The 2,359-nt window shown below is 66.8% G+C and carries 3 protein-coding genes; all 3 read right to left on the bottom strand.

Annotated elements, in window-relative coordinates:
- Window positions 1-180: 180 nt before the first annotated feature.
- Window positions 181-678, bottom strand: coding sequence for a hypothetical protein (locus ACT3SQ_RS19100; RefSeq protein WP_429179881.1), 498 nt, complete (start codon window positions 676-678; stop codon window positions 181-183).
- Window positions 679-709: 31 nt separating this feature from the next.
- Window positions 710-838 (bottom strand): hypothetical protein, encoded by a 129-nt coding sequence (locus ACT3SQ_RS19095; protein ID WP_443335418.1) that lies wholly within the window; start codon window positions 836-838, stop codon window positions 710-712.
- Window positions 839-1,033: 195 nt separating this feature from the next.
- Window positions 1,034-2,335 carry an IS256 family transposase gene (locus ACT3SQ_RS19090; RefSeq protein WP_444601607.1) on the bottom strand — a complete coding sequence of 434 codons (1,302 nt, stop codon included), beginning with the start codon at window positions 2,333-2,335 and terminating at the stop codon, window positions 1,034-1,036.
- Window positions 2,336-2,359: the final 24 nt, after the last annotated feature.

Below are 2,359 nucleotides of genomic sequence, written 5' to 3'. Positions count from 1 at the left end.
CGGCAAACATGGCGATCTCCGGACAGTTCGGGAGACGGGGTGCAGCGGGTGAGGGTCGCCGAGGTCTAGAACTCGCGAAGGGCCTGCTCTCCGTTCTGCGGGCGGAGAAATTGCCAAGACCTGCGCATCGGTGTTCCGCTACTCGACCGAGGAGTTGCTGGCCGGCGCTGTCAGCGCCGGTCACTCGGACCGGAATTGTTCCCCAGTCATCGCGTTCGTCTGCTCGTACTTCTTGCGGATGTCGGCTTGGGTGTCTCCTTCGACCCACGGGCGCTCTAGCACGACAAGGGCGGCCCAGTAGACCACGGTGGTGACAGCCCTCGTGATCAGAGCCCCGGAGGACGCCGGCCCGAAGAGCAGTCCGATGAGGAAGCTGATCGGCAACGGAAGTACGGCGACAATCGCCGTCATCGGGACGCTTCCGGGGTCCGGGTGCCGGTGACGGAGAACGAAGATTCGCTCCACGCCGGTCGTGGCAAGCTCGACGGCGACCATCACGACCACAGCCGTGATGATCGCCGTTCCAGCAGGAAAGCTTGCAGTCCACCCAGTCAGACCCAGCCCCCATAGCAGCAGTGCAATTGCGACAACCTTGACCGCCCCAGTCGCAAGATGCCCCGTGAGGGCGAAGGAGAACGCCGGGGGAATGAAGTCGCTGACATCGCTGTTATCTGCCATCAAAGTGGATTCCTTCGGGTCAACGAACGGGTCAGAGAGAGCAGGCGGAGACGACGCCGCCCACTCCGAGAATGTCTTGGAGCACTGTGACCGCTTCTTCGCCGATCTCTGCGGCGGCGGCCCCGACGAACGTTGCGGTGAAGAACTTTCGCCGATCCATGATTCCTCCGGTTGACGGTTTCTTGCGCGATGCGTGCGAGCCCCATTCCGCGAGCTCGCGCGCACCTACTTGGATAACGAACAACGTGATCTATGCCAAAGCGTGGCGGTTGAGACACTGGCTACCGGACGGTAGGTAAGACAACGGGTGACTTCGCACCTCGAGCCTGCATGTCCAGCCCTATAGCTCGGTGCATCAAGCCGCCTGTTGGCGGTCTACTGGCCGATGATCGGTCTGGTCGTCGGGGCGTTCGACGAGGCGGCCTTTCTCGAAGGTAGCGCCGGCTCGGACGAGGGCGACCAGGTGGGGAGCGTTCACGGCCCGCCAGCGGGTCTGAGCGGACTCGATCAGCTTGAATGCCATCGCGACGCCGGCGGCGCGGGAGCCGGGACCCTTGGTCACGCGCTGGCGCAACCGCACGGTGGCGAACGTGGACTCGATCGGGTTGGTGGTGCGCAGGTGCACCCAGTGCTCGGCGGGGTAGTCGTAGAACTCCAGCAGCACGGCGAGGTCGTCGGTGATCTTCGCGACGGCCTTGGGCCACTTGGCCCCGTACTCGTCGGCGAAGTTCTTCGCGGCCGTCTCGGCATGGGCACGGTCCTCGGCCTGCCAGATCTCGGCCAGGGCCTTCTTCGCCCCGGGCTGGGCGGACTTCGGCAGCGCGGACAGGACGTTTCCGATCTTGTGGAACCAGCACCGCTGCTCGCGAGTGGTGGGGAAGACGTCGCGGACCGCAGACCAGAACCCCAGCGCGCCGTCGCCGATCGCGAGCACCGGGGCGGCCATCCCGCGGCGCTTGCAGTCACGCAGCAGATCGGCCCACGACTCCGCAGACTCGCGGAACCCGTCGGCCAGGGCGATCAGCTCCTTGCGGCCATCGGCACGCACCCCGATCATCACCAGCAGGCAGACCCTGTCCTGAGACAGCCGCACGGTGAGGTGGATCCCATCGACCCAGACATAGACGTAGTCCGTGCCGGCCAAGGACCGGGTGTTGAACGCCGTCGCCTCGTCCTGCCACTGGCCGGTCAGCCGGGTGATCGTCGCGGGCGACAGGCCTGCGCTGGTGCCCAGGAACTGCTCCAGCGCAGGAGCGAAATCGTTGCTGGACAGCCCGTGCAGGTACAACAGCGGCAGCACCTCCGCCACCTGCGGCGACTTGCGGGCCCAGGCGGGCAGGATCGCCGAGGCGAACCGACGTCGCTCCCCGGCCTCGTCGGTGCGCTTGTCGTTGACCCGCGGAGCACGGACCGGCACCGCGCCCGCCGCGGTGGTCACCTCGCGCGGTTCGTGGTGACCGTTGCGGACCACCAGCCGGTGGCCGTCGGCGTCGACCTCGTCGGCCGCGGCATCGACGTAGGCGGCGACCTCGGCCTGCAGCGCCGCCGCGAGCATCTGCCGCGCCCCGTCACGGGCAAGCGCGTCGAGCACCGACTCGCCGGACGGATTCGCCCCGTTCTGATTGGCCTCGTCGGAGTCGGGGACTATCTTGAGCATCGGGCGTACCTTCCCGAACCAGCG

The organism is Brachybacterium sp. AOP42-C2-15, assembly GCF_052377065.1.
In the GTDB taxonomy this organism is placed as follows: Bacteria; Actinomycetota; Actinomycetes; order Actinomycetales; family Dermabacteraceae; genus Brachybacterium.
This window is presented reverse-complemented; position numbering and strand designations above follow the sequence as displayed.